Source organism: Terriglobia bacterium, assembly GCA_020072565.1.
In the GTDB taxonomy this organism is placed as follows: Bacteria; Acidobacteriota; UBA6911; order UBA6911; family UBA6911; genus JAFNAG01.
This window is the reverse complement of sequence record JAIQGI010000002.1, coordinates 94,720-114,199: the sequence shown is the minus strand read 5'-3', so window position 1 is coordinate 114,199 and position 19,480 is coordinate 94,720. Positions and strand designations below refer to the sequence as shown.

The window sequence follows — 19,480 nt, the reverse complement described above, 5'->3', positions numbered from 1 at the left end:
CGGACACCCTCGAGGCCTTTGGCGCCGCTGCCTCAGCCACCGTGTTCCTTCCCAGACAGAAAAATGCAATTTTCGAGTTTCGCCTCGCCGCGGACCAGGTCTTCCGCAAAAGCCATGCAGGTCGGCGCTCCGCAACAACCACAGTCCGTCTGGGGAAGCTTCTGAAACACCCGCTCGCTCTCCTTCATTCTCTTTATTGATGTCTCCAGATCTGTATCAAAGTATTTGGTCGGGCGCGGCATAACCGGATTTTCCAAAAAGTAGTACCCCTGATCAAGTTTGCGCGCAATCTCGTCGTCATTAATCTCGATCGGATTTTCATACTTTTCTTTCTGTTTAATGCTGTTCATCCGGGCGACATAGGGATTTTCAATGTTAAACGGCCCGCCAATGCATCCCAACATACATGCAAACGCCTCTACAAAATCCACATTGCGCAAGCGCGAATTCTCGATATCGTCGAGAATCTTCATCACATGGTCCAACCCCGAAACCGCCAGCCAGTTTTCCATGTTGACCGCGTGGGTCATACCCCCGAGCGTTGCCCAGCCTATGCTGAAGCAAAAATCTTCAGGCACCTGCCTCTTTTCGAATCGCGACTTTATCGCGAGGACGTGCGGCAGCAGCAAGGAATATGCGTCGTTTACACGGATGGCCCCGTCAAACCAGGAGATCGCTTTCTCGGCAGGTTGCTTGATGGAAACAATCTTTGCCGGGCAGGGAGTAACATAAACCACACTGATCTCCTCGGGCTTGAGGCCCAACTTCGCCGGCCACTTTGTCTTTATCTCTTTGGCGGTCAGCTCTCTGGGCACATCGAGCGGGGAAATGTGCTCCACCAGTTCCGGATATTTCACTTGGATCAGCCGTATCGTGGTAGGACAGTCGGAGGCAATGAGGGGTAGAAGTTTCGGGTGCGTCTTCATGTACTTGAGGTATGCCCTTGCCACGGTCGAACAAGAGAGACTCACATCCACGACCTCGTCGAAGCCAAGCTCTTTGAAGGCCAGATGAACAATGTATGGGTGAATACTGGGTTCGAATTGTGAGTAGAGTACCGAGGTGGGCACTACCACTTTATATTTGCGACCGGGGATTCCCCCGATAGGATCTGAAATCGGGACGATAGCATCTGAAGGGCACACGGCCATGCAGTCTCCGCAGTCGACACAAAGATCTTCCGATCGAATTGCTTTGCCACCCCTGATTCTGATGGCCTGAGTGGGACAGCGCCGCATGCACTTCGAGCGGCCGCGACACTTTGTGAGATCTATCTTGTGAGCATGATAATATTGCTCCATTGTACACCTCCTGTGCAGGTGCTCCAAAGCCTGCTGTTCAGATGAAGAATCTCATCATCAATCGGGTGCCTTTGTTGATCTCACTCCTGATGTTCAGTTCATCCGCGTTTCTCTTGATGTTGGGCAGCCCCATCCCTGAGCCAAACCCCATGGCTCGCATCTCCTCGGTTGCTGTCGTGAATCCTTCCTGCATGGCCAATTCGACGTCAGGAATGCCCTTTCCCTCATCGTCGATCGTCACCTCGACCAACCGGGGTGTCACGACCAGACTCACCTTGGCGCGAACGGCATGCATCACCACATTCATCTCGCCTTCATAAGTGGAGATGGCAACCCTGCGGACGAGCCTGGGACTCAGCCCGATCTTCTTCAGAATGGATTTCACTTCGGTGGATACCATGCCCGCATTGGCAAAGTCGTTTCCCAGGATCAACGCGTGGTGACTCAGCGACATCTCCGCAGGGGCTTGTTCCACAGACGATGGCGCCGATGCAGGTACCGTTCCCCGCCGGACCGAATCGATCCTGACACAGGCATCGTACATGTCGAAACGCGTGGTGAGCAGGGCCAGGTGATTGTCGCGGGCGACCTTGCTCGACCCGTCCTTGGACTTTTTTCCACGGACGAAAACCACTCCTTTGAATTCCGCCATGTGGGCGGAGATTACGGCCTGTTGGGTGGCGAGCCCAGTGAACAGGATCGAATTGGGTTTTCCGAAAGCCAGGACATCACTCATCAGGTCGGATGCATAGATGTGCTCGACCTCGATATCGAGATTGTCCTCCCCCTCGATTACGGAAGCTTCGAGAGCATCCTTAATCAGCCTGATCTGCACAGTCCGTACCCTGTTTCCGCAACATACGCTCGCTATATCTCATCTGAGGTTGCTGCCAGAGCGCTACAATAAGAAACATCGAAGTCCGGATCATTACCACGGACTATTCACGAAATACCGTCCGCAAAGCGTTTTCGAACTCGGGTAAACGCCGACGCACGCAGACTGGTTCCGCGTCCAAAAAGCTCTGCAACCCCATTTATTTTGGATTTGCGCTTGAATGGTGGCCCCAAAGCATGCAACTTTCATGAAAAACCCGGATTAACTCGCTCCCACACCCAGTGCATAGAGCTTTCCGACGAGTTTGAAGGTGGGCAGTTCGCTCGCCAGTATCGCAATGCCGTACTTGCTGGCGAATTCCACAGTCTCAGCAGGAACTTGCTTGCCTCCCGTAATGATAATTGCAGATACATCCACCAGATTGGCGGCGGGTACAATGCTCTTGTGAGTCTGAATTGTGAGCCAGAGATCGCCTGACTTGGCACCGGCCATGACATCGCTGACCATGTCGGAAATGTAAACACCTGCAACGGTCCGGTTTTCGAACTTGCTTAACGGCTTTAGCGCTAACTTTTCGATCAGCTCTTGAATGGTCATGTCAGTTCTCCTAAGTCACGAGTCACGTCGTGAAATCGCCTCATAAGTTAGAACGGGGATTTCCGACTGGTTACGGGTTCCGGGGAAAGCATTCCTATATCGTGGAGAAACTCACCCTTGCATCTGGCAAAGCCGTCTTCAAGGTCGAAGGGAGCAATTGCGATTGTAAACCGGGAGGGATCTCTCCGCTGGTTGAAATATTGGGCGAGCTTGCTCAACTTGCGGGGCTGGACTTGCTTCGGCTTGATATCGCCTTCCTCGAGAAAACCGCAGGCCAGCACGAGGTAGTTGCGCCCGGCTTCCAGTTCCTGTCTCAGGATTTCCAGCCTGCAATCGGCCAGGCACCCCGTACAGTAAAGAAGGCCCATCAAGTCATCAAACCTCTCCGCATCTCCGCACATGGGACAGTTCAGATCGAACCTGAACGACTGGGCGTTTTCGACCCGATGCCAGAAGTGGTCGCCTTCACGATACTCTTCTCCGAGAACGGCAATTCCTTCTTTAGTAAAATAGGTTCTGACGCCATTGCAGTGAAAACACTTCTCGAAAACCACGAAACCGAATTGAATGTTCGCCATTATCCATTGGTGCAGGCATTCAGACATTTTCATCTGCTCCGCTAGTGTGAGATGTTAGGGGACAAAGCTCCTCCCGACTGAATCCGACACGTAATGAATAGTTATGATTCGCCCTTCTGGCGTGGCCAGGAAGATGGGCAGGAGCAATGGCTGATGACCAGGAGTGATTTAGCCACGCTTGACGCAGTTAATGCCGGATTTCGAATCGTCGCCTAACCGCGTGGTCGCTCTTAACTTGCCGCCGGCGCATTCCAGGATCTTCTACGATTCGGACGCATCAAAGTACGCGCAGCGGGTGCCGCTTTCCCTCCTCGAGTCCCCGGTTGAAATTTCGAAAATGTCCGTTAGCGCATGAGCATGAGCGCTTGGTTTTGCCACGTCCACCGGCAGACACCTGCCTGGAGTTCGCCGGTGGCTGATTCCAGTTCCATCGCAACAGGTTTAACCAAAATCCTTTCGCGAGCCTCTGGCGATCTCTTAGAGTTGCTGTCATCCTCTCATCTTTCCTTTCGGATGACAAGTCTTTTCGCATGGTCCCGGGCTGCCGCGACGCCTCGATCCTTAAGAACTTTCAATGGTTGAGCGTCTACCGTTTGCGCCGCCGCTGGTCACTATTGCCTAAGGCGCAAAAGGCACGAATATATTAGAAGGAGCGCATGGAGGACTCATGACGATTGCCGAAGAACTGGCAGCGTTTGCCGTCCAGGCGTCCTGCGATCAGCTTTCCCAGGTGGCCAGCGACCAACTCAAGATCCGGGTGCTCGATTCGCTCGGTTGTGCCCTGGGAGCGCTGGGAGGCGAGCCTGTCCGTATGGTGTGAGCTTTCGTCACCGAGCTGGAAAAGACCGGCACCTGCACGCTCATCGGAGGGGGCAATGCCTCCCCCGACCGGGCCGCCTTGTTTAACGGCACCCTATGGACAACTCCGATGTTTACGCCGGCGGACGAGCATTTTCTCAAATTGAACCAGCGCCAGGGAAAACCACGATCGCGCGATGTTACCGAGATTCGGGGCCCTTACTGCACGCCTGTGGGGAAGCGCTACCTTCAGGACATCCTGGAAACCATACACGAAATAGTTCGCTTCCCTCCCCGCCGCCGTTGCCCCTGATTCTATTTCGCGCCTGTAACTTGCATCGTGGGAGGTAGCGCGGGGAGCGCCGCGCGGCCGGAATAATATTCCGTGCGCACTCGTGCGACGATGGCATTCACCGGTTCATCAAGATACTTGGTAAAAAAGGTCGGATAAATCCCGATCCAGAAAGCGAGAATGATCAGCGGGGCGAAAGTGGCGAACTCCCGCAGGTTGAGATCGGGCAGGGCTTTGTTCGACGGGTTTTCGAGCTTGCCAAACATCACGCGCTGGTACAGCCAGAGCATATAGGCGGCGCCCAGCACAATGCCAAGAACCGCCAGTGCGGCATAGATCCAGAGGCCGGGCGCGGCGAACGTCCCTTGGAGGATGAAGAACTCTCCGATGAAACCGTTCAAACCGGGCATGCCGATCGAGCTGAGCGTCATTACCATGAAAACGGTTGCGTACACCGGCATGATGTGGCTCAGTCCACCGTATTCGGAAATCATGCGTGTGTGGCGTCGTTCGTAGATGATGCCCACGATCAAGAAGAGGGCACCCGTGGAGATGCCGTGATTGATCATCTGCAGGACACCGCCTTGCAGTGCAACAGGCGTAGCAGCAAAAACGCCCAGCATGACGAAACCGAGGTGGCTGACCGATGAATAAGCCACCAGCGACTTCATGTCCTTCTGCATCATGGCTACGAGGGCGCCGTAGATAATGCCGATCAGGCAGAGAATCAATAATGGTTTCAGGAAGTGCATGGTCGCCCAAGGGAACATCGGCAGCGAGAAACGCACAAAGCCGTAAGTTCCCATTTTCAGGAGCACGCCCGCCAGGATTACGGAACCGGCCGTGGGTGCCTCCACGTGCGCATCGGGCAACCATGTGTGGAACGGAAACATCGGTACTTTGATGGCGAAACCGATAAAGAAAGCCAGGAACACCCAGAACTGCAGATCGGTCGGGAACCCGAGCTTCTGGAATCTCAGGATGTCGAAGGAGTATACCCCGGTAGTGTTGTACTGATAGAAGTAGATGGCCAGAATACCGACCAGCATCAGAACGGAGCCGGCGAGCGTGTACAGGAAGAACTTGATTGCCGCATACAGCTTCCTCGGCCCGCCCCAGACCCCAATGAGAAAATACATCGGCACCAGCATCACTTCCCAGAAAACGTAGAATACGAGAAAGTCGAGCGAAATAAATACCCCGATCATCCCGGTCTGGAGCAGGAGCATGAATGCGTAGTATTCCTTGACGCGCTCGGTGATCGCAGTCCACGAGGAGAGAATGGCGACCGTGCCCAGCAGTGTGGTCAGAAGCACGAGCAGCATGCTGATGCCGTCGATCCCCAGCTTATAGTTGGCGCCGATCAGCGTGATCCAGGGGCGATTATAGACGAACCGGAAGCCCGAGGCTGTGTCAATGTACTTAGGATTGTTGAACGCAGTCAGGAGGGGGAGGGAGACCAGAAAGCCAAGAAAAGCCGCGATGTTTGCCGTCCACTTGATGGCTTTCACATTCTCCCGCGGGATGAGCATAATCACTACCATCCCGGCCAGGGGGAGATAGCAGACTATGTTCAGAATGTTGTCCATGAAGAAGTCCATCGGTTCGTACTCCTCAGCTGTGAAAGGCCGAACGACCTCCCAGATCTAAAGCTTGAACAGCCCGTTGTAGTAAATCAGGATGAAAATCAGAATGCCGAAAACCGCCCCCAGCGCGTAGCGCTGCACCAGTCCCGTCTGAAGCGCCGTGGCGAATCGGTTCAGCGTCATGTTGATCCAGCCCACCAGATTCACCAGTCCATCCACCACATATGTGTCAAAGAGGCGGGATAACGTAGCCGTGCCTCGTGTCGTGGCGGCGGTGCCATTGACCGCGCCGTCCACGAACTTCGAGTCGACGAAGTAGCACGCGTTTCCGATATCCTTAGTGCGGTTCACAAACAAGGCGTCATAGAGCTCATCCACGTAGTACTTCTGGTGGATCAGAGTGTACAGGCCCTTAAACCGGTTTGCGATCCGATCAGGGATTCCCGGGTTGACCACATAGAGGCGGTAGGCGACGAAAATGCCGATCAGGGCGATCACCACGGACAGGCAAGTGAACAGAAACTCCTGGCCGGTCATGTGAACCGCGACCTCGTGCGCGGGTTCCGGCAGCCGCAAGACGGGCTCCAGAAAGCGCTCAAAGCTGTTCGACACCCCCGTCCAACCAGGCAGACCCACATACCCCCCTACAACCGACAATATCGCCAGCGCTGCCAGGGGATACACGACGCGCTTGGGTGACTCGCGAATGTGATGCCTGGTATGCTCATCCATGCGTTCTTCGCCCCAGAATGTCAGGAAGATGAGGCGGAACATGTAGAAGGCGGTCATACCGGCGCTGAGCCAGAGCAGCAGCCACACAAAGGGGTGCCCGTTGCTCCAGGCACGCCAGAGGATCTCATCTTTGCTGAAAAATCCTGCCAGACCCGGCACACCCGCGATGGTCAGCGTCCCGATCAGCATGGTCCAGTAGGTCCAGGGCAGATACTTGCGCAGTCCGCCCATCTTCCGCATGTCCTGCTCATGATGCATGGCCATGATGACCGAACCCGAACCAAGGAACAGGAGAGCCTTGAAGAAAGCATGCGTCATCAGGTGAAAGATTCCCCCGACGAACGCGCCCACGCCCAAGGCTGCAACCATGTAACCGATCTGGCTCACAGTGGAATAGGCCAGAACCCGCTTGATGTCCGTTTGCGCAACTCCGATGGTGGCGGCAAATATGGCCGTCACTGCACCCACGAGGGCGACAATTGCCATCGTTTCCGGAGCCCGGCTGAACAGGGCGTTGCACCGGGCGATCATATAGACACCCGCAGTGACCATGGTTGCCGCGTGAATGAGGGCGCTGACGGGGGTGGGACCCTCCATGGCGTCCGGCAACCAGACATAGAGTGGGATCTGCGCGCTTTTGCCTGTAGCTCCAATGAAAAGACAGAGCGTCGCCCAGAACAGGAATCCGTGTCCGTCCTGTGCCGGCAGGTTGGCAGCGCCGGCGAAAACCTTTTCAAAACGCAAGGAGCCGAAATGAACAAATATCAGCATCATGCCGAGTATGAACCCGGCATCGCCAATGCGGTTTACTATGAAAGCCTTTTTGCCGGCGTCACCCGCGCTCTTTTTGTCGAAGTAGAACCCGATCAGCAGGTACGAGCACAGCCCTACTCCTTCCCAACCTACGAACATCATCAGGAAGTTGTTCGCCAGCACCAGCGTGAGCATAGCGAACATAAAGAGATTCAAGTAAGAGAAGAAGCGGTAGTACCCGGTATCCTCCCACATGTAGCCGGTGGAATAAACATGGATCAGAAAGCCGACACCGGTCACGACCAGGATCATCACTGACGATAGGGGGTCCAGTTGAAGTCCCCAGGGAACTTCGAACGTCGCCCGCCCGCCGTCGGTAAGCGGCAATGCTCCGCTGCGAATCCAGGTGAAGAGATCCTTCGCATAGATCTCCCCTCCCTGCAAAACGAAAAGCTGGTAGATGGAGATCAGCGATATGACGAATGCCAAGCCCACCGAGAGGAGCGCAATCAGCGAGACCAGCTTTTTTCCAGGCTTTTCGCCTGTCGCCCGCAGCTTGATCAGCCCCACCAGGCCGATGAGCGCGCTGCCAGCCAACGGTAGAATCGGAACCAGCCATAAATATTCGAGCATAATTCCCTGCTTTGCCTCCGGGGCCTGAGTTCCAACAATTCCTCGAGGATTTCAGCCGAGTTGCTTGGGGATTCTCGCTGCAGACTCCCGATGGAGTTAAGGTCGAACCTAGCCCTGTTCCCGCTCGATCCGGCCTCCGACTGCTCTAAAGCGAATCACCTCAGGCAATAAGGAGAGACTAAGTAACATAGCGCACACACCGTGTCAATGAAAATACCCCACCTTATTCTCCGCGAGCTGGACCCCATCTTCACCTATGGTGAGGGGCAGGTCCGCGGCGGGACAAAGAGTGAAGGCCGACCTCAGCCACCCTGCGCGTCCGCATCCCGGCGCACCCGCTCCTGCAGTATCAGTTCGCGATAGATCCGCTCGATCTGCTCCCTGGTGCTGGCATAAGTGCCGGACGTATCGATGGTGTAGTCGGCCAGCCTGAGCTTTTCCGCCACCGGCATCTGCGCCGTAATGCGAAGCCTGGCGTCCTCGGCGCTCACCCCGCAACGATTCATGACGCGCGCCAGTTGGAGCGCCGGGTCGCAGGTGACAACAATAAGGCGATCCTGCATTTTGTAGAAGCCCGACTCCACCATCAGCGCGGCATCGACAATGACAATGCCGTCAAAACCCTTGTTCTCCAGTTCGAATGTCCGGCGCATGACTTCCGTCAGCACATCCGGATGGACGAGGGCATTCAGCAGCAACCGTTGTTCCGTCTGACGGAAAACGATATCGCCGAGAACCTTCCGATTAATCGTACCGTCGGGAGCAAGAATCCGGTTCCCGAAAGCCTGCACGACTTTGGCGTAGGTGGCAGTTCCAGGCGAAAACAGTTCGTGGGCAATCACATCAGCGTCGATCACGTGAGCACCCAATTCGGCGAAAACGCTCGACGCGTGGCTCTTTCCCGATGCAATGTTCCCTGTCAGACCGACCTGCAACATAGCCGTGTATCTTAACACAGGCCGCGAGACCGCCAAATCCTGAACCGAAGAAAAGAGCAAATTCGATGCAGAACACCCCCTTTGCAGTATCGCCGGCCATGCTGGCGCCTGCGAGGCTGGAAAATGGGTGTCCCGTCACCAGATTCCATGATATAAGCTGCCTCGGCCGGCAGGAGGGATCGCATGCGGATTCTGATTACGGGTGGCGCCGGATTTATTGCGTATCATCTGGCTGCCAGACTCCAGGATGAGCGCTTCGATGTCGTACTCCTGGACAATTTCAACAGTTTCTATGATCCGGCACTCAAGCGGAAGAATGTCCGTGACTTGGAGTCGCGCGGTCCCATCAAGCTCCACGAGACTGACATTCTCGACGTCGCACGCTTGCGGCGGACATTCGAAGAGACGCGCCCGCACGCGGTCGTTCATCTGGCAGCATGGGCGGGGGTGCGCCCTTCCCTGGAAAATCCGGAGATTTACGCCGGCGTGAACGTTTCCGGCACGCTAAACGTTCTTCAGTTGGCGCGCGCGTTCGAGGTGGAGAGCTTCATCTTCGGCTCTTCATCGTCGGTTTACGGCGGCAGCGAGCGTGTTCCCTTCTCCGAGGACGATCCGGTCGATCGGCCGGTTTCGCCCTATGCGGCAACCAAACGCGCCGGTGAATTGCTGTGTCATACTTACGCGTGCAACTACGCGATGCACATCACCTGCCTGCGGTTTTTCACCGTGTATGGCCCGCGCCAACGCCCCGAGATGGCGATTCATAAGTTCGCACAGCTGATGCAGGAGGGAAAGGAGATCCCCGTCTATGGCGACGGCGAGTCACGACGGGATTATACCTACGTGGACGACATCATCTCCGGGGTGGTCTCGGCCCTGCGCGTAAATCCCCGATTTGCGATCATCAATCTCGGCGAATCGCGCACGACCACCCTGTCGCAGCTGATTTCACTCCTGGAAGAGGCCTTGGGCAAAAGGGCTACACGGCGTCTTCTACCCGAGCAGCCCGGCGACATGCGCATCACCTATGCCGACATAAGCAGAGCCCGCCAGATTCTCGGATACCAGCCCACTACCCCGATCGAAGAAGGCATCCGCAAGTTTGCAGCCTGGTTCCTCAATAAAACCTAGGGCGATTGGGGATTTTGTCCGCGGATAGTGAGCCTCAGGTGTGTCTGAAATCCGACCCTCAATCCAAAGTTGCCAATGAAATCAGAGAATTTCCGCGATTGTCAGGGAGTGGCTTTGCTCATTGGCAACGACCACGGTCCGATTATCAGGCGCGACCTGGATCCCGACCGGGCCCTTCTCAACCTGAATGGTCGCCGCCTCCAATGAACTCAGATCCGTCGGCAGAACAGACACGGTGCGGGAATTTGTGTTCACGATGAAGACTCGCTTCCCGTCCGGACTGACGGCGACTCCGAAGGGGCTCTTGCCCACCGGGATGGTCACACGAACGGTGCCCAGCCGGACATCGATCACGGACAGGTCGTTCGACTGGCTGTTGGTTACAAACAGTCGCTCGCCGTCCGGTGTGATGGCAATGCCATCGGGTGTATTCCCGACCGGAATCTTCTGCGTTACCGTTTGCCGTGTTGGATCGACAGACCATACTTCGCTGGAACCGCCGTTGACTACGTACACCATCTCGGACGTGGGCGAGACGGCCAAGGCTATGGGTGACATCCCGACCTTTATGGTTGCCGTCATTCTGCGTTCCTGAATATCAATAATGTTCAACATACCCTCTTTGCTGCGGCCGAAGTTGGTCACGAATGCCCGGTATCCTCTCGGGCCAATGGCAACGGCAGTCGGTGCGCCACCGACCTTGATGTCTGCTTCGACTCGGAACGTTTCCAGATTCACGACGGCGACCGTACCCGTATCCCGGCAGGCAATAAACGCGGCCTTGCCTGCGTCGGCGAGCGCGATGCCCAGAGGTGCCTGTCCGACCGGGATGGCGCGCGTCACAGCCCGCTGCTTCAGGTCCACCTCGATCAGTTCACCCGTGCCGTAAGACGTCACATAGGCGAATTTGCCGTCGGGACTGAGCGCGAGAAAATTGGGGAATTCTCCGACTTTTTTGATGCTGACGGTTTTGCCGGAAACGGGTACCCCCAGAAGCAGGACGAAGGAAAGCAGATTACACTGTATCTTCTTCATATTCATATGACGTTTTCCCCGTATTTCCCGGTTCGGTGTTCAGGATTACGCCGCTTCCCACCCACGGAGCCCCTACGTCTATTTCGTAGCTGCCACCAAGCTGAATATTCCCTGGCGAGGCGAAGAAGGGCTTTTCAGCCCTTGAATCACTATCTGGCGGAAGCCCGTTTCAAAAAGCATCCGGATCATTTCTTCCTGGTCAAAATAAACACCATGCGCCTCGCCTGCGTTTCCCTGAATGAATCGCAGATGAAATCTCTGCCAGCCTCGGGCCACACTGTTCCCGAACGAGCGGGGCTCGATCACTTCGGCAAGGAGGAGATAGCCCTCATGGGCAAGGATGCGAAACGCTTCCTGCAGGAAGCGCTGGGCCTGTTGCCGGTGAAAATCGAAAATCGACACTGCGATCTCAGCGAAACCATCCGGGATGGGCCATCCCGGTTCCTCGAACTGCTGGAATTCGACGACCTGACCCAGATTCAGATAACGAGCTCTTTGACGGGCACGCTCCAGCAATGTGATGTTGGTGTCGAAGGATTGAATCTTTCCGAAAAAGGCCTTGCGCCCGGCCAGTCGTAAGGCAAGGGTCGCCGTATCGCTGAGAAGGTCCACAATCCTGGTCCGCCGGGTGTTGACGATGAAGTCGACGATCTGATCGATCGTGGCGTAATAGTCCAGGCCCGTGCGCCACTGAAACAGGCGCGCCACACCCTCTTCATAGGTGTCGATCTTGGCCGGCAGGCTGGCCAGAAACGGCCGCGCGCGAGGCGGGGAGAAATCGAACTTTTTCTGGAAATCAGGTCCGGTCTTCGCGGTTTTCACTGGTGTTACCGGGTCGGAAGCCTGACGTTCCGACTCTCAGGGTTCAGTTGATACATGACGTAATTTTCAGTCTTTACGCAAAGAGAATACCCATCCGCCCAATGGGGGTCAACATGAAGCATTCCCCAGATCTCGTCCCCCTTCTCGGCACAGATCCAACCGACATGGTTGCGTGGTGAGACTGCCGCCCTGTCCCAGTCAGTAAGATCCCCGTCATGATAGACAAACTGCTTGAGGGGGAGGCCGGAATCATACATCAAGGGAGCCAGTTGCCCCACATCAATCAGGATGCGGCTGCCGTCGTAGTGACTGCCGAGATAACTCAGCAACTCCTGTTGTTCCGAATCGAGGTATCGGTGCTCGAAGGACTCCGACAGCATGGGGCGCGATTCGCCTTCGAACACTGGCGCCTGCATGCTCAGGACGGCAAGCGCCAGCAGTGCCCAGCGATAGTGCCCGCCGGCCGCGGCTGCCAGGAGCAAGACCAATGCCGCCGCGGGAAGCAGAAGAATGCCGGGGCCGGGATAGACGAAGTGGTACTCCCAACGGCTTGGAAAAAGCCAGGAAATCCACGGCAGCAGAAAGACTGTAACGCAGCAGAGAACAGTCACCCGCTTGACCGCCTTCTCGTTGGCGAGGATAAGGCTGCCGAAGACGCCCACCGCCGGCAGCAGCAACGACGAATAGCGAACCCGATAAATCAAGCCCCAATAGAGAGCCGATATGTTCAGCGAACACGGCAGCCACAACAGAAAGTATGGCACAGCGCGCCGCAAACGGTCGCGCTCGAGCAGGCAATAGACCACTCCTGCCAGACCGATAAGCAGCGGTACGAGCGCGGCTGCCTGGGCTAGTTCCCCGAAATGATATAAGACCGAGAGGAAAGGGCGCCGGTAGGTCTCGTAGGGTGCCGGATTGCCCCTGGCCACACGCTGGAAGAAGCTGTCTCCCAGATGCGCATAGATGTAACCGAAATGTGCCATCACCGGCACGGCGAACACGCCGAGGTAGACTGCGATGGCTCTGAGCGCATGAGGTCGGGAGAACCGCCGGGCCCGCATGTCATAGACAATCAGCGCAACCGCTCCAGCGAGGAAGACCCACCCTTCGTACCGGCAGAGCGCGCCCAGCGCAGCCCAGATCGCCGGCAGCCAGGGCGAATCCCCTCCCCCGCGTGCACGCCATCGCAAGAGCCCATCCAATGCCAGGAGTGAAAAAAGCATGTAAACAGGCTCAGTTAGCGGAGCGCTCTGCAAAAACTGCAGATTGGGATTGGCGAGCAACATTGCGGCCGCGAAGAGCCCCGCCGGCACCGAACCGGTCAGGCGCATCGAAATGCGGTACACCAGCCACGCCGAGAGCGCAAATGCGCAAACCGACATCAGACTGGGGATCAATGCCGTCCGGTATTGGGAATCGATGAGCACGAACGGCAGATACAATAAATGGATCAACGGCAGCCAGTGCGCGCCCATCTGGGAATATCCCGGCGCCGTTGAGTCCACGATGCGGCGCGCCACCACAAGATGCGCTTTGGCATCGTAGTGCACCGTCGAGAGTCCATGGAGGTAATAGTATGCAAAGCTGCAAAGGCCGATGACGGCGCCGAGCAGCAGGATTCCTCGAGAGGCATACGCCTCGAATGGGTTCCGGGTTGAGGCCTCCATTGAATTCTCAACTCCTGCACTATCGTGGCCCGAAATTCGGGCTTTCGCCAGGTTGCTCATGCAGCTGTCGGTTCGACAAGAGACCGGCGACATGAAGTTCGATACCAGGCGCCGGCATCAGGGATAGATCTTGTAGAGCATACGCGGAAAAGCGATGGTCTCGCGCAGGTGGTCCAGCTTGCAGATCCACGCCACCGCGCGCTCGATGCCCATGCCGAATCCCGCGTGAGGAACGCTCCCGAACTTGCGCAGGTCGAGATACCATTGAAAGGCTTCCACAGGAAGTTGGTGCTCCCGGATCCTGCCGAGGAGCAGGTCATGATCGTGAATGCGCTGGCCGCCACCGATGATCTCCCCATACCCCTCCGGCGCGAGTACATCGACGCACAAAGCCACTTCCGGACGTTGTGGATCGGGCTGCATATAGAAGGCCTTCACCTTTGACGGATAGCGATGCACCATCACTGGAGCCGGAAACTGTTCCGAAAGGACCGTTTCATCGGTCCCGCCGAAGTCGCCGCCCCACTCGATTTCGGAACCGGCGGCTTTCAGCCTCTGCAGCGCATCATCATAGGAGAGCCTGGGAAACGGCCGTGAAATCGCCGCCAGACGCGAGATGTCGCGCTCAAGTGTTTCGAGCTCGTTCCTGCGCTTCGACAGAACTCGCTCGACAATGAAGCAGATCAGTCCTTCGGCGAGTTCCATGGTGTCTTCGAGCTCCGCAAAGGCAACTTCCGGCTCGACCATCCAGAACTCCATCAGGTGACGCCGCGTCTTGGATTTTTCGGCGCGGAAGGTCGGCCCGAAGCAGTAGACCTTGCCGAACGAGGCGGCCGTGGCCTCGTTGTAGAGCTGGCCGCTCTGCGTGAGGTAGGCTTTTTCATCAAAGTACTCCGTCTCAAACAGAGTTGTGGTTCCTTCACATGCGTTCGGGGTAAATATCGGCGTGTCGACCAGCGTAAATCCCTGGTCATCGAAATAGTCACGCGTGGCTTTGATGATCTCATGACGGACCTTGAGAATGGCATGCTGTCGCGTGCTGCGCAGCCAGAGGTGTCGGTTTTCCATCAGAAAGGCTGTGCCGTGCTCCTTGGGCGTTATAGGATAGCTTTCCGCAACCTGATGAATTTTGAATCCCGTAATGTCAATCTCATATCCACCTGGCGCGCGCTCGTCCCGGCGTACCGTGCCGTGAATCTCCAGGCTCGACTCCTGGGTGAGCTTGTCGAGCGCCTCAAACTGCCCGGGCGTGAAGTTGCCTCTGAAAGCGACACACTGAATGATCCCCGTCCCATCGCGCAGCAGGATGAACTGCAGCTTTCCGCTGCTGCGTTTGTTGTAAACCCAGCCGCGCAGCGTCACCTCGCTGCCCTCATGCGCAGCTATCTTTTCGACGTAAACAGCCTGCATTGTCGATCCTTTCTAGCCCGGGGCACTGGAACCTCCCCCCTGCATGGAGAAGACCATGTGCCCAGGCTCTTCGCCCCGTTGCCGGCAAAACTGGAGAAACAAAGAATAGTAGCTATCACGCAAAAACTGGGATTCTTTAAGTCCAAGCCTTGCAGCTCCTTCTCTGATTCCCTCCTCCGACCCCTCCAACTCCGCGTAGTTCCCGATGGGCGTCACGTCAAGAGCCACTTTGAGTTCCCCTGCGGGTCCTGAAGTCAAGGCCAGAGAAAACTCCTCCCGATACTTCTGGTAGCGGAACCAGACCTCCATGCCGAGCTGCCCGAGGATCCTGAGCATGGTGTCCGCACTATCCACCGGGGTTTCCAGTTCCTCGCGGCGCTTGAAGAGGGCAGATGGCTGCGGCCGACCCTTAAATGTAACAGATTCCTTCCCTTTCGTCTTGCGCACCCGCAACAGGCACCCCCGGGACCGCATTCGCCCATCGAGATAGTCCAAGACAAAGTTGTCCTCAAAATGGCGCGCAGACAGCAACGATGGATTCAGAAGCTGCAGCTTTTCGCGGAATTCATCGATATCGGCCAGCTCTATCTTTACTTCCGTTTCGACAGCCACATGCCCTCCCCGCCAAGAAGCTAATTTCTTGCTGCCTGCCAAAGCAAGCGGAAAAACCCGGTGGTTAAAAAATAGTTCGACTTTTTCAGCGTGCCACATGTCAAATGTTAATAGATGGAACGAGAACAGGCGAGGGGGCAGACAGGGCGGGTCAATGGGGAGCTCGGTTCCGTTTGGGCTCAGGACAGATCCTTGCCCGCCTCCCCCGACCATGTCCAGGAGACTGCCTGGGTGGCAGCAAGCCAAGGCGGCGACACCCTGGCCTTCAATCGTCTGGTGTTGAAATGGGAGAGAACGGTTTACAACGTGGCCCTGAGAATGCTTCAGGATCGAGACGAAGCGGCCGAAGCGACCCAGGAGGTTTTCCTGGCAGCCTTCAGGAACATCCGCCGCTTCCGTCAAGACTCGAAGTTCTCTACCTGGATTTACCGGATCGCGGTAAACCACTGTGTCTCGCGCGCCAGGCGGCGGCCTCAGGGAACTCATTTTTCACTCGACAGCGACGAGCAAGGGGCCCGGCCGGCCGAGCTGAGCATCACGGGCACTCAGGACGGCGAACTTTTGCGCGCGGAGAATCGGAGCCGGGTGCGCACGGCGCTCGCGTTCCTGCCGCCGGACCAACGGGCGGTCATCGAGCTCAAGTTTTTCCAGGAACTGACCTTCGAGGATATCGCAGCCATCCTCCAGGTCCCCCTGAGCACAATCAAATCGCGGCTCTACGCCGGCTTGGAGATATTGAAAGTCAGGCTGGGCGCCGCAGCCTGACTGGCTGGAGGACAAGAACATGACTTCGGAATGCAGCGAGCACCAGAAACATATCCCGCGATCCCTCGTCGGAGATCTGACTGTCGAAGAACAGCAGGCCCTGGATCTCCATCTGGCCGCGTGCCCGCCTTGCAAAGGGGAATACGGGCGCTACGCGGAAACACTGCGTTTGTTGCAGTCGACCGGCGATGAGCCCGTTCCCCGTCATTTCTTTGTCTATCCCCAGGAGCGCGGGGCTAATCCCTGGAAGCTGTTTCGTCAATTGATGCCCCGCTGGCAGGTGGCCATGGCATGCGTGACCGGATTGTTCGTGTTTTTCGCTATCGCAGCCATAGCCGGGCTCCAGATCCGATCCGATCAAGCCGGCTGGGCTGTGAGTTTCGGGCGCGGCAGTGCGACGGCCGCCATTGATGCCATTGCCCTCAAAGCCGACATCCTGAAAACTGCCGAGGACAGGAACCGGGAGGCCGCCCTGGGATGGATCAAAGACATGCGGTCTGAGATAGCCAACTCGCGCACGGAGTTGACGCAGCAGCAGCAGATCCAGCTCGTGGCAGCGTTGACCGGTCTGGAATCACGCCTCACTAACCGGATGGCGCTGACCACCGACGAAATCAGGACAGGCACGAAAGAGTCGATTGCTACCGTCTATCGGGCCGTGTCGCTGCAACACCAGGAGGACATGCAAACGATCAGTGCGCGCGTCGACAGAGTTGCTGCGGATGGTGAGGTCAGCGCCAGGCGGACCGACGCAATCCTGGACATGTTGCTCCAGTTTCCCAACTTGAGCCTTAAACCAACCGGAGAGCAAAAATGAAAAAGTACAGCGCCTCTTTTTTGATCCTTGCCTGCCTGGGAACACTCTCCTGGGCCCAAGGAAACAAGGAACTGTTTGATACGCAAAAATCCGCACAGGAACTCGAAATCATGAAGGGCATCCTGAGCACTACGCTCGGCTATGTCGCACAGGCAAGCCCGGATCAGGGTGTGACAGCAACTGCCTCCGGGCGAGGCCGCGTTTCCGTAAACCCACAGCTTGGCTATAGCTTCTACCCCCGTATCTCCGCTTTCTATTTATATGGTCAGGGAGCCGTGTTCGTAGTTCCCTCCTCCTCCCTGCGCGTGACCGGCTCCTCAGGGTTCTGGGGCGCCCTCGGATCAGGCCTGGGATCAGGCACTGGCTCCGGCATCATGAGCAGTCCGTTTCCTCCCACGCCAGCGCTGGCACCAACCCCAAAACCAGCGACGGTTCCAGCCCTACCCCAACCGCCTCCTCCGCCAATTGCCCAGAGCGGGGAGCAGGCTTACAAGCAAGCTATGGATGCTTATGCGGCGCAGGTCAAGGCTCTCGAGCAGCGCCTCAAGGAAGTAGAGGCGCAATACGCCAAGAGCATGGAGACAATGAAAGCGGCGGAGTTGACACGCCAAGCGAGCCTCGCCCAATTTCAGCAGCAGGTCGAAAAGGACCGCAAAGAGTTGGAAGCCAGACGAAGCAAGGTCATTGAGGATATCGGAAAAATGAAGGCGAGTCTCATCGAGACCCTGGCAAATTATGGAGACTCGCTGACCACGGTGAAACCCAGTGAGTACGTCAGCATCGTGATCACGATCGACGGTTACGAAGGCACCCATGTTGTCTCGGTGCAGAAATCGTGGATCACGGACTACAAAGCCGGCAGGCTCACCATGGATGCATTCAAGCAGAAGGCTCTGCAGTACAACGAGTAGTTCCAATTTCTGATTTTGGGTTGCGGATTTGGGAGTCGCGAAAAGAGGCGGCGGGCAGAAATGCCGGCCGCCTCGTTCTATCCGGCCAATCCAGAATCCCATCAGAGCGGAAGTGCCAGCGGGGAAAAATGATAGATGGACGTCCGCATGATTCGCTCCCTGGTGAAACAGGAGACGTCTCGAATTTCCGGCTTTCAGGCGGCCATTCCGGGTGTTACGCCGGAAATTCGAAGGGTTCCCTTTTCACACGCGGTGTTTGCGCAGCATTACGCCGCATTCGCGTAACAGGGCCATGGCACGCTCGTTGAGGGGATAATCCTGATTGTAGATAACCTCAACGATACCGCTGTTGATGATCATTTTTGTGCAGAGCAGACACGGGGCAAATGTGGTGTAGAGCGTCGCCCCCTTCAGGCTGGTTCCGTGATACGCCGCTTGCGTGATGGCGTTTTCCTCACCATGGCAGCACAAACACTCCTCCAGCGACGTGCCGCTCTGGGCCATGCTGTTGCACCTGGGACAACCGCCCTCATTGCAGTTCTTGGCGCCGCGCGGCGTGCCATTGTAACCGGTTGAAATCACTCGCCGATCCCGGACGATGAGCGCGGCCACCTTGCGCTTGATGCAGTTGCTGCGCGAGGCCACAACCTTAGCGATGCTCAGGAAGTACTCATCCCAGTCAGGGCGATCGAAGTTGCTCATCAACGCCGGCAAAATCTCGTCCAGCTTGTGGTGAAGTTCCTCGACAGTCCCGTCATTGTTGACCACGACGTCGGCCAGACGCCGGGTCGCAAGCAGTTGCTGGTTTGCCGGATCCGCGTTCTGCAGTTCCCTTTCCTCTTCCTGAACGAACTGCTCGAACGTCAGCGCCGCTCCCTCCCTGCCCCGCAAACAGCTGCGTTCGAACCTGACAACCTGATTGGCATCGACCGCCATCAGCATGAAGCCTTTGCGCCGCCTCAGGACCTCCACCTCCGTCGGATTGCGGATGGAGTCGATGACGTGATTGCGGTCATGACCCAGCTGAACCAGGATGCGCTCTGCCAGCGCGCACGCACCAAACCGGCTGCGAAGCTCGTTTCCGACCTCGATCAGCACTTCGCGGGTGATCTCCTCGCCGCGTTTCCTCGCCTCGTCACGAATCTCGTCGGAAAGCGAATGGTACTCGAATCCCCGGCTCACCAGATACTGGCAGACTTCGGTCTTGCCGGCCCCGTTCTTGCCCGTCAACCCAATGATCATATCCCCTCTCATCCCGGAACAGCCC

18 protein-coding genes are annotated in these 19,480 nt (G+C 56.8%); 6 read left to right on the top strand and 12 right to left on the bottom strand.

Annotated elements, in window-relative coordinates:
• Positions 1-32 precede the first annotated feature (32 nt).
• The 3 genes from LAP85_01565 to LAP85_01555 all read right to left on the bottom strand — a co-directional run bounded on the left by LAP85_01565 (position 33) and on the right by LAP85_01555 (position 2,733).
• Positions 33-1,301: a 4Fe-4S binding protein gene (locus LAP85_01565; protein MBZ5495065.1), complete on the bottom strand. Its 1,269-nt coding sequence runs from the start codon at positions 1,299-1,301 to the stop codon at positions 33-35.
• Between the two features lie 37 nt (positions 1,302-1,338).
• Positions 1,339-1,755 carry an ATP-binding protein gene (locus tag LAP85_01560; GenBank protein MBZ5495064.1) on the bottom strand — a complete coding sequence of 139 codons (417 nt, stop codon included), beginning with the start codon at positions 1,753-1,755 and terminating at the stop codon, positions 1,339-1,341.
• A gap of 642 nt (positions 1,756-2,397) precedes the next feature.
• Complete coding sequence (locus LAP85_01555) at positions 2,398-2,733, bottom strand: serine kinase (protein ID MBZ5495063.1); 336 nt, start codon at positions 2,731-2,733, stop codon at positions 2,398-2,400.
• A gap of 101 nt (positions 2,734-2,834) precedes the next feature.
• Between LAP85_01555 and LAP85_01550 the strand changes: the two genes are divergently transcribed.
• Both LAP85_01550 and LAP85_01545 read left to right on the top strand, forming a co-directional pair.
• A complete protein-coding gene (locus LAP85_01550; protein MBZ5495062.1) occupies positions 2,835-3,356 on the top strand; it encodes a hypothetical protein in 522 nt (173 codons plus the stop codon).
• A gap of 622 nt (positions 3,357-3,978) precedes the next feature.
• The gene (locus LAP85_01545; protein ID MBZ5495061.1) at positions 3,979-4,131 is read left to right on the top strand and encodes an MmgE/PrpD family protein; all 153 of its coding nucleotides are present in this window, start codon (positions 3,979-3,981) and stop codon (positions 4,129-4,131) included.
• A gap of 293 nt (positions 4,132-4,424) precedes the next feature.
• Here LAP85_01545 and LAP85_01540 read toward each other — a convergent pair whose 3' ends face one another.
• The 3 genes from LAP85_01540 to coaE form a co-directional block, all read right to left on the bottom strand.
• Positions 4,425-5,990: an NADH-quinone oxidoreductase subunit M gene (locus LAP85_01540; protein MBZ5495060.1), complete on the bottom strand. Its 1,566-nt coding sequence runs from the start codon at positions 5,988-5,990 to the stop codon at positions 4,425-4,427.
• Between the two features lie 57 nt (positions 5,991-6,047).
• Positions 6,048-8,105 carry an NADH-quinone oxidoreductase subunit L gene (nuoL, locus tag LAP85_01535; protein ID MBZ5495059.1) on the bottom strand — a complete coding sequence of 686 codons (2,058 nt, stop codon included), beginning with the start codon at positions 8,103-8,105 and terminating at the stop codon, positions 6,048-6,050.
• Between the two features lie 302 nt (positions 8,106-8,407).
• On the bottom strand, positions 8,408-9,043 hold the full coding sequence (coaE, locus tag LAP85_01530) for a dephospho-CoA kinase (protein MBZ5495058.1): 636 nt from the start codon (positions 9,041-9,043) through the stop codon (positions 8,408-8,410).
• Positions 9,044-9,226: 183 nt separating this feature from the next.
• Between coaE and LAP85_01525 the strand changes: the two genes are divergently transcribed.
• Positions 9,227-10,174 (top strand): GDP-mannose 4,6-dehydratase, encoded by a 948-nt coding sequence (locus LAP85_01525; GenBank protein MBZ5495057.1) that lies wholly within the window; start codon positions 9,227-9,229, stop codon positions 10,172-10,174.
• Between the two features lie 81 nt (positions 10,175-10,255).
• Here the strand turns inward: LAP85_01525 and LAP85_01520 are convergent, their stop codons facing one another.
• From LAP85_01520 to LAP85_01500, 5 genes are all read right to left on the bottom strand, one after another.
• Positions 10,256-11,209, bottom strand: coding sequence for a YncE family protein (locus tag LAP85_01520; protein MBZ5495056.1), 954 nt, complete (start codon positions 11,207-11,209; stop codon positions 10,256-10,258).
• A 78-nt stretch (positions 11,210-11,287) separates the two neighbouring features.
• Positions 11,288-12,031, bottom strand: a complete 744-nt coding sequence (locus LAP85_01515) for a class I SAM-dependent methyltransferase (GenBank protein ID MBZ5495055.1) — start codon at positions 12,029-12,031, stop codon at positions 11,288-11,290.
• Positions 12,032-12,036: 5 nt separating this feature from the next.
• Positions 12,037-13,698, bottom strand: coding sequence for a glycosyltransferase family 39 protein (locus LAP85_01510; protein MBZ5495054.1), 1,662 nt, complete (start codon positions 13,696-13,698; stop codon positions 12,037-12,039).
• 117 nt (positions 13,699-13,815) lie between these two features.
• Positions 13,816-15,108, bottom strand: coding sequence for an asparagine--tRNA ligase (gene asnS / locus LAP85_01505; GenBank protein ID MBZ5495053.1), 1,293 nt, complete (start codon positions 15,106-15,108; stop codon positions 13,816-13,818).
• A gap of 12 nt (positions 15,109-15,120) precedes the next feature.
• Positions 15,121-15,720: a class IV adenylate cyclase gene (locus tag LAP85_01500; GenBank protein MBZ5495052.1), complete on the bottom strand. Its 600-nt coding sequence runs from the start codon at positions 15,718-15,720 to the stop codon at positions 15,121-15,123.
• Positions 15,721-15,951: 231 nt separating this feature from the next.
• Here LAP85_01500 and LAP85_01495 point away from each other — a divergent pair, with 231 nt between their 5' ends.
• The 3 genes from LAP85_01495 to LAP85_01485 are packed head-to-tail and all read left to right on the top strand — an operon-like array spanning position 15,952 to position 18,213.
• The gene (locus LAP85_01495; GenBank protein MBZ5495051.1) at positions 15,952-16,485 is read left to right on the top strand and encodes a sigma-70 family RNA polymerase sigma factor; all 534 of its coding nucleotides are present in this window, start codon (positions 15,952-15,954) and stop codon (positions 16,483-16,485) included.
• Between the two features lie 19 nt (positions 16,486-16,504).
• A complete protein-coding gene (locus tag LAP85_01490) occupies positions 16,505-17,302 on the top strand; it encodes a zf-HC2 domain-containing protein (GenBank protein MBZ5495050.1) in 798 nt (265 codons plus the stop codon).
• Positions 17,299-18,213 (top strand): OmpH family outer membrane protein, encoded by a 915-nt coding sequence (locus LAP85_01485; GenBank protein ID MBZ5495049.1) that lies wholly within the window; start codon positions 17,299-17,301, stop codon positions 18,211-18,213. Before LAP85_01490 ends, LAP85_01485 begins: the two co-directional genes overlap by 4 nt.
• Before the next feature lie 243 nt (positions 18,214-18,456).
• On the opposite strand, the gene LAP85_01480 is transcribed toward LAP85_01485, so the two are convergent.
• Positions 18,457-19,455, bottom strand: a complete 999-nt coding sequence (locus LAP85_01480) for an AAA family ATPase (protein ID MBZ5495048.1) — start codon at positions 19,453-19,455, stop codon at positions 18,457-18,459.
• Positions 19,456-19,480 lie beyond the last annotated feature (25 nt).

What these genes read in the sequence shown, in the direction of transcription:
- coaE (MBZ5495058.1), bottom strand. Translation starts at nt 9,043, where the DNA reads ATGTTGCAGGTCGGTCTGACAGGGAACATTGCATCGGGAAAGAGCCAC.
- LAP85_01485 (MBZ5495049.1), top strand. Translation starts at nt 17,299, where the DNA reads ATGAAAAAGTACAGCGCCTCTTTTTTGATCCTTGCCTGCCTGGGAACA.
- LAP85_01565 (MBZ5495065.1), bottom strand. Translation starts at nt 1,301, where the DNA reads ATGGAGCAATATTATCATGCTCACAAGATAGATCTCACAAAGTGTCGC.
- nuoL (MBZ5495059.1), bottom strand. Translation starts at nt 8,105, where the DNA reads ATGCTCGAATATTTATGGCTGGTTCCGATTCTACCGTTGGCTGGCAGC.
- LAP85_01540 (MBZ5495060.1), bottom strand. Translation starts at nt 5,990, where the DNA reads ATGGACAACATTCTGAACATAGTCTGCTATCTCCCCCTGGCCGGGATG.
- LAP85_01560 (MBZ5495064.1), bottom strand. Translation starts at nt 1,755, where the DNA reads ATGTCGCTGAGTCACCACGCGTTGATCCTGGGAAACGACTTTGCCAAT.
- LAP85_01490 (MBZ5495050.1), top strand. Translation starts at nt 16,505, where the DNA reads ATGACTTCGGAATGCAGCGAGCACCAGAAACATATCCCGCGATCCCTC.
- LAP85_01555 (MBZ5495063.1), bottom strand. Translation starts at nt 2,733, where the DNA reads ATGACCATTCAAGAGCTGATCGAAAAGTTAGCGCTAAAGCCGTTAAGC.
- LAP85_01520 (MBZ5495056.1), bottom strand. Translation starts at nt 11,209, where the DNA reads ATGAAGAAGATACAGTGTAATCTGCTTTCCTTCGTCCTGCTTCTGGGG.
- LAP85_01510 (MBZ5495054.1), bottom strand. Translation starts at nt 13,698, where the DNA reads ATGGAGGCCTCAACCCGGAACCCATTCGAGGCGTATGCCTCTCGAGGA.
- LAP85_01545 (MBZ5495061.1), top strand. Translation starts at nt 3,979, where the DNA reads ATGACGATTGCCGAAGAACTGGCAGCGTTTGCCGTCCAGGCGTCCTGC.
- asnS (MBZ5495053.1), bottom strand. Translation starts at nt 15,108, where the DNA reads ATGCAGGCTGTTTACGTCGAAAAGATAGCTGCGCATGAGGGCAGCGAG.
- LAP85_01525 (MBZ5495057.1), top strand. Translation starts at nt 9,227, where the DNA reads ATGCGGATTCTGATTACGGGTGGCGCCGGATTTATTGCGTATCATCTG.
- LAP85_01480 (MBZ5495048.1), bottom strand. Translation starts at nt 19,455, where the DNA reads ATGATCATTGGGTTGACGGGCAAGAACGGGGCCGGCAAGACCGAAGTC.